At 47.4% G+C, this 6,735-nt stretch carries 5 protein-coding genes; 4 read left to right on the forward strand and 1 reads right to left on the reverse strand.

What is annotated here, in order from left to right; genetic code table 11:
• Position 1 precedes the first annotated feature (1 nt).
• From L7A15_RS08355 to L7A15_RS08365, 3 genes are all read left to right on the forward strand, one after another.
• Entirely contained in the window at positions 2 to 1,375 is a 1,374-nt protein-coding gene (locus L7A15_RS08355) for a hypothetical protein (RefSeq protein ID WP_237208709.1), read from the forward strand.
• A gap of 256 nt (positions 1,376 to 1,631) precedes the next feature.
• Positions 1,632 to 3,563, forward strand: a complete 1,932-nt coding sequence (locus L7A15_RS08360; RefSeq protein ID WP_237212401.1) for a CDP-glycerol glycerophosphotransferase family protein — start codon at positions 1,632 to 1,634, stop codon at positions 3,561 to 3,563.
• Positions 3,564 to 5,429 (forward strand): hypothetical protein, encoded by a 1,866-nt coding sequence (locus L7A15_RS08365; protein WP_237188283.1) that lies wholly within the window; start codon positions 3,564 to 3,566, stop codon positions 5,427 to 5,429. It begins immediately after the preceding gene.
• 71 nt (positions 5,430 to 5,500) lie between these two features.
• Here the strand turns inward: L7A15_RS08365 and L7A15_RS08370 are convergent, their stop codons facing one another.
• Positions 5,501 to 6,217, reverse strand: a complete 717-nt coding sequence (locus tag L7A15_RS08370; protein WP_237208707.1) for an acyltransferase — start codon at positions 6,215 to 6,217, stop codon at positions 5,501 to 5,503.
• A 144-nt stretch (positions 6,218 to 6,361) separates the two neighbouring features.
• On the opposite strand from L7A15_RS08370, the gene L7A15_RS08375 reads away from it, so the two are divergent.
• Positions 6,362 to 6,625, forward strand: coding sequence for a hypothetical protein (locus tag L7A15_RS08375; RefSeq protein WP_237212403.1), 264 nt, complete (start codon positions 6,362 to 6,364; stop codon positions 6,623 to 6,625).
• Positions 6,626 to 6,735: the final 110 nt, after the last annotated feature.

The raw sequence follows: 6,735 nt of genomic DNA on the forward strand, positions 1-6,735 counted from the left end.
GATGGGCAAGAAATTATTGTGTTCCCTGCTGGTTGCTAACCCCGTTGCTGGCTGGTTGCTGCGCCATCTATTGAACTACTGTTACACTCGGAAGGCTGTGAACTGGTTCTACCGGAAGATGGGGCTGCTGGAACATGCTTACGGTAAAGCAGCTCAAGGACAGTTCGCAGGGCACTATTTTGTAGATGCCGAGGTTACCCTCCCGGCGGGGCGGGGTACAGTAACATTCGGCATCTTCCAAGACGGCACTCTAGTGGGTACACGGATAGCCCAGCTTCAGGCGCAACCGGCTACATTCCCTGTGAAGAACTTGACCTTGAGTAGCAAGTCTCCAAACGGCCACTTCGAGGCCCAGATTTTTGCAGATGATACAGGTAGTATCCACTCGGATTCTCATCCACTAGGCACTGCTGACGTGCAATTGGAAAACAATAAGCCGCGCAGATACCCCATTTATTCATCTGCACAGGTGAACTACGAAAACACCTTCGGCCTGAAGCGTTCAGATGGCCTCTTGTACTGCTTTGAAGGCAAGGCAGTCTCTCCCCAACGCCTGCTAATCTACTGTGGCGATTCGATTATTTCGCAAGATACCGTTAACTCAGCTCACACCGCTATTGGGCCCATCCTTGCGACCAGCCAAGACCTCCTTATCCTCTGTGTTCAGAATCCCCTGTTCTATCAGCAAGACTCTGCGTACCAAGTAGAACGCGTCAAGGTCAGACTTAAAAAACTAGTTCGCAAAGTCATGCGACGCTATAAGCTCTCTGCGCACCAAACCACCGTAGTTGGAATCAATCACTCTTCTGATTTGGCTGTGGACATAGCGAAAGCCCTTCCCGGAGCTGCCCTCCTTACGACCTCACCCCTATCCGGAGCTGGATATTCCAGCGCTGAGCTTATAGGTCGCACCGGTGCAGGAATCTCAAAGCTACATTTGTTCTGTTCTAACGATGACTCCATCGTAGAGGCGGCAAGGCAAATACAAGACCAGGGCCTTTCGCAAACTGTCCATCTGTACCGATTCGACGAAACTACAAACGTTTCTCGAAAAGCCCACAACCAAACGATTCACAGCCTCTTGTGTTGGGAAAAACCTTCTCTCCCACCTCTACAGCAGTGGGTAAGATATCAAAGCGAAGGCCAAGAACTCCTGCATGTAAGGTTTATGCCAATGGCTGCCGAGGAACAGCCCCTCCCAGCTCTTTGGATCGAGGAAAAGATCGATGATGTGCAAGTCCACATATACCTGGATAAGCACCCAAATGTCCCCAATCTCTACTACCTCAAACAGCCAGCGCCAGAGGGACTCTACAGGTTCGCAGGTTCACACACCTCGGGGGCTATCAGGTCATCTCCTAGCCCCTCCCTTTAGGTGTAAACTTGAGCCTACACGTTACCTCCCGGATCGCACTCACGGGTTCGGTAAACTGAAGCAAGTTAGTCAGATAACTTTCGACCATCAATGAGGCAGTTTCTACAGTGGGCTAGGCGAAACTCTGTCGCAAGGTCTAACCCACCACAGAATTAGGGGCACAATGGAAAATGAAAAACTCATAACCATAGTTTTTGAACGTGACAGCGCAATCGATAAAGAAAGCAAGCTGTATCGGCAGCTTGTCGCTTCAAAGTTGAGGTACTCATCTGAATTTGAAATCCTCGAATGTGACCAGCACCTGAGCATCGCAGATATTCAGGAAACTCTCACCAATGCGAACTCAAAGTACGTCATCTTTATCAACGAGAATCATATACTCTCACCTAATTTTATGCCTACGATGTTTAAGTACCTTGAAGGGAAAAACATCTACCTGGCAGAACCCTTCATGTATAACTCAGCTATCCCTGAAGAGTTCGACTACGCCAAGCTCAATAACACCTACTTCTACAACAAAGACACCGGCTACTACGGATACATCTTTAACCGCGAACTGCTGTTAGAAACCGTCGATATTTACAACGATATCGATCCTGAGAGCCTCTACCTCACCTACCGTGTCTACTGGTCGATTAACAAGGTAAAGCCGCTTGAAATGGGCTACAGCGTTTCTTCGGTTACCAAAATTGGTATTGGACTCGAAATCAAGGACGAGGTCAAGCGGCTAGTCCCTGCTTTCGGTACCACCAACGTAGAGCTTAGACTCGGTGTTCTAAAACTTGTAGTTCTCTTCCTCAAGGGCTTCCGCACATACAAGAAAACTGCAGTGGCTTTCTCCCACCTGCGCAAGATAGTCGATACCTATAACCTGGTTAACCTGGCCCGCGCCCAGGCGCTAACGCTCAATCCTTTTGAAGTTGGTTTCATTGAGTGGCTAGCAGATTCCTCAAACGATAAGTTCCTCTTCAACGAGCTGGCCCATTACGATTACTACCTCAGGTTCAGTAAAAACACCGAACAGAATGAATCTGACAAGCTTCTTTATCGTCTTGAGACGTCTGATGCGTCAATTGCTATCTGCCGTGAAGAGCTGCCTAAGTCTCTCAACGATAAGTACTCCTCGCCTGATGAGTATGACTATTACTCAAGTCCCATTACTCCTGAGTCAGTTCTCATTTTTGTTGACCGTGGCATGCAGGCTGATGACAACGCCGAACATCTCTACCGCTACGTTAAGGAAAACCACCCTGAGTTTAGGAACATCTACTTTGCCTTGAATCAGAAGTCCCCTGACTGGGAACGGCTAGAAGCTGAAGGGTTCAACCTCGTTCAGTTCTTCTCTCGTGACTTCTACCAGCTCTACCTTCGGTCAGATGCTTTCATCTCCTCACAGACCTACAGCCCCAGTTTTAAGGGCAAGACCTTCAGAAACTCGCGTTTCATCTACTTGCAACACGGTATCCAGCTCAATGACATGTCAGACTGGGTACTCTCCAAGCAGTTCGATGTCTTCGTCGCAACCGGTAAGCAAGAAGCAGACTACCTCGGTAACTTGCTGCCGAAAGAAACCCTTAACTCTGGCATTCCTCGTTTGGAAGCCTTGCTAAAGAAACCAAATACCCAAGATCATATTCTCTTTATGCCTACCTGGCGCTTCAATCTTCATAACCTTTCTGACGAGGCTTTCATGGAGACTGAATTCTATAAATCAATCAACGATTTCATCCAGTCTGAGCAACTCACTGAGCACCTTGCCAAAACAGGGAAGAAGCTACTGTTGCAGCTCCACCCCAATATCTTGAAGCGAGCCGAATGCTTTGATACCCCGGCTAATATTGAAATCTCAAACCTGAGCTACGGCGACGCTATTGCTGGATCTGAGCTCATTCTTACGGACTATAGCTCTGTAGTTTTGGATGGCGCCTTTATCGGCAAACCCATCGTGTACTACCAGTGGGATAAGGAAGATTTCTTCAAGGACCAACCCTACGAAAATAGGGTTGATTTCGATCAAGAGGGCCTAGGACCAGTTTTCTACAGCCTCGACAACGTACTGCAGTATATTGTCGGCGAGGAATACTCTACAGACCGTGAGCTCTATGCTCAGCGTTCACAGCAGTTCTTTGAGGGCGTTGACCCCACTCGTATCAACGAACGAATCTTCAACCGCATTTTGGAGGCCTAAGTGTCTTTTGTTCATGAACTCAATGCCCAGGCCCTAAAGCTCCGCAAAAAGGCCTACCACGCCAAAAAATTTGTGAAGAACAGAGTAAACCCGACAGAGTCTGCATCCAAGGTTACTCGGGATTCAGCTCAAGTTGCCCCACTTCAACCTGTCCAACAGGCTGTTGTGTCCAAGGCTCAGGTAGCAAAGCACCCCATCTTTGACCGCATGCCTGACTTCGATCAGCAGCCTCTTCCGGCCGGTAAGTCCTATGCCTTGCTCACTATCAAGGATTGGGAGAACTTCAGTAACAAAGATTTCGTTCTAACCCAATCGGGTGACATCGTGTACGGTAACCGTGTTGAAGCCCCTGCCCGTGGCTTTGAGCTACAGTACCGAAACATCATTGTGACCTCAACAAACATTTCTGATTTCACTCTGAATCTAGACACAGAATTCACTCTTGAATTCTCTAATCTGCCCTTCTTTACTGATCAGCAGCTTAGCTACGACGACCAATACGGTGTCGAGAAGTTTGGAGATGTTTTTTTCTCGATTCGCGGTAATACCACTGATCCCAAGCGCATCATTTTTACTTTCCCCGGTTTTGGCCCTTCCACTACCCGCATTCCCTATGCAGTCAGCTATCTCAAAAACCTGACGGACGAAGAGCTAGCTGAAACCCTCATGGTCTGCTTCCAAGACCGTTACCTGGTATCTGGCACCTACATGCTTTCTGATAACGCGGGTGATTCTCTCTACCCCCGCGTAGTGGCTGCGATTAAGGACTTGGCTGAAAAGTACCAGGTTGCTGATGACAATATGCTTTTCTTCGGCGCTTCGAAGGGCGGCTCGATAGCCCTGATATACGCCCAGGAGTTCCCAAAGGCCCATCTGCTTGTAGGCGTTCCTCAGATGAATCTGCCCTACTATATGAACAAGCCTTTCTTCAAGAATAATTTGTTCCGTTCCCGGCAGATTCAAGAGTCGGTGCAGCCCGAGGTCCTACTCCGTAGGTATATCGCTGAGAATCGAAAAATCGACTACTTCTACACCAATAACGATGAGCTGAGCAACTACTCCCAGGTTGAATTCATTAGCTCAGCAAGGAACATTACCAAGTACCGAGTTGACGGGGTACACGGTGCAGTTGCCCGTAAGTCTCTATCGACGATGCTGAACATTATGCGGAACTTCATGGGCATTAGCGACTCACAGTCTATTAAGACCACCAGTTTCAAAATGTTTGAGGAGAACAACTACGTTCGTTTCCAGATTCGTGCAAACGCTGTTGCAGACCTACCTGAAGATATCAACTGGTATCTGCACAGCATGTCAGAAAATAACAACTTCTTCCAAATGCTGGCCCCTCATAATGATTTAAGCTTCTTGCTTGTAACCAATGAGGATCAGTCATTTGATACCCAGTACGATATTCTTTCTTCTCAGTTTGAGCTCGTGGGCTTCGCACCGGACGGAACCGTTTACACTAGTGAAACACAGAAATTTGAGTCTGCTGACACAAAGTTCTTCAGGAACGAAACCCTGCCCTCAAATACAATGATCTCTTCTGAAGATGGGACTCACAAATACCCCATTCTGAACGACAAGATTTTCAACATCTACGACTACTCCCCACGTCTTGCCGAAGGTAGCGATACCCTAGATATCTACATCAATCTTCAGGCTGAGCCTTCCGAAAACTCCGTCCTTGAAATAAAGCACGGACATAACTACGCGCTTCTAGATTTATTTGTCTTGCGAGTGGTCAATGTTTACAAGCCTCGATACGTTAATGTACATGTGGCAACTGGAGCATTATCTCGCAAGCAGTGGTTTACCATTCTTGATGCCGCCTGCGAGCGTATAGAGATTATCCAGCTGTAGGTTTTCGCTTATGCATATAAAGAGTGCTGGCACCATTAGGTGCCAGCACTCTTTATATGCATGAGAAAATCCTAGATATAAGGGTCTTCTGTATGGTTGGTTGGGAGCCACCAGTCAGTTGTAGGGATAGTTGAAGAATCAGGCTTATAGTAGGGTTTGACGACTGACAGGTGAGGTCTCTCCCACGCAATATTCTCTCGGATGACCTTTGCCGGGACGCCAGCAACAATGACGTTATTGGGGAACTGCTTCGTGACAAGAGCCTTAGTGCCTACAACGCTTCCTGAACCTAGAATAGCTCCGCCTAGGATAGTCGAATCGATTCCCAACCAGACGTGGTCACCGATAGTAATATTCTGAGCAGGATTAACTCGTTGGCCAGTTTCAATATCAAAGATAGGATGACCATCATCGCCGCGAACTTTAACGTTGCCTGCAATCATCACGTCGTTACCGATTGATATCTTGGTTCCTTCGACCGCCGAGATCTGGACAGCGTTGGTTGTTGAAACATTATTACCGACAGTCACGTTGGAGTCTTCGCCAACCCTAATATTGCCTTGAAAAGGGGCTACTCCGACGTTACTTCCGATATTGAAGGTACCGTTGTTTGAATCAAAGCGCAGATATAATTTCTTAATCCGTGCCGCTGTATCAATAGTTACCTTGTTTCCGGAACCAGTGAAGAGAATATAAATTCCTTCTTCAATAGGGGCAGCACCTGAATCAATAATCTCGTTACCTTTATCATCTTTGTAATTTGAGATTTTTCTAACGATAGTTGGCATCTAACCACCAAGCCTGTCATACGATGGGAGGACTGAATCATAGTATCATGCATCGAGCCGCAACAAACAGGTGCCGTGTCACAACTTTTACACTCAGGTATAATCAAATTAGCAAATTTGTAGTCACCTTGCCGAAAGGCCATCTTGTTTGAAATTGCCTCACCAGCCAGTCTGATTCTGAATAAATACTCACGGGGTCATGTCTTTGATTTTGTCGGTTCAGGGGTTGAGATTCCTGCAGGTTTTGAAGAAAAGTATGACTTCCACACCTTCGCCTACCATGCCTATTGGAACACAGCTGGTGATAAAGCTATTCTCATTTGCCCGCCATTCGGCAACTTCAGGGATACAGTAAAACTGGGCGACCAAAAAATTGCCTTGACTGATGCGGAGGGACTGTCAGATTAACGGTGTAAACCCACAACAAATCTAGCGACCAGCCACCTGCGGCAACCGATCACCAAAAACAATAGCAAAAGCATTCAACGCCGGCTTCCACCGAGTCATCCACCGCCGAG

Origin of the sequence: Rothia nasimurium (assembly GCF_928391935.1) — a bacterium.
GTDB classification, from domain to species: domain Bacteria; phylum Actinomycetota; class Actinomycetes; order Actinomycetales; family Micrococcaceae; genus Rothia; species Rothia nasimurium_D.

What these genes read in the sequence shown, in the direction of transcription:
- L7A15_RS08370 (WP_237208707.1), bottom strand. Translation starts at nt 6,217, where the DNA reads ATGCCAACTATCGTTAGAAAAATCTCAAATTACAAAGATGATAAAGGT.
- L7A15_RS08355 (WP_237208709.1), top strand. Translation starts at nt 2, where the DNA reads ATGGGCAAGAAATTATTGTGTTCCCTGCTGGTTGCTAACCCCGTTGCT.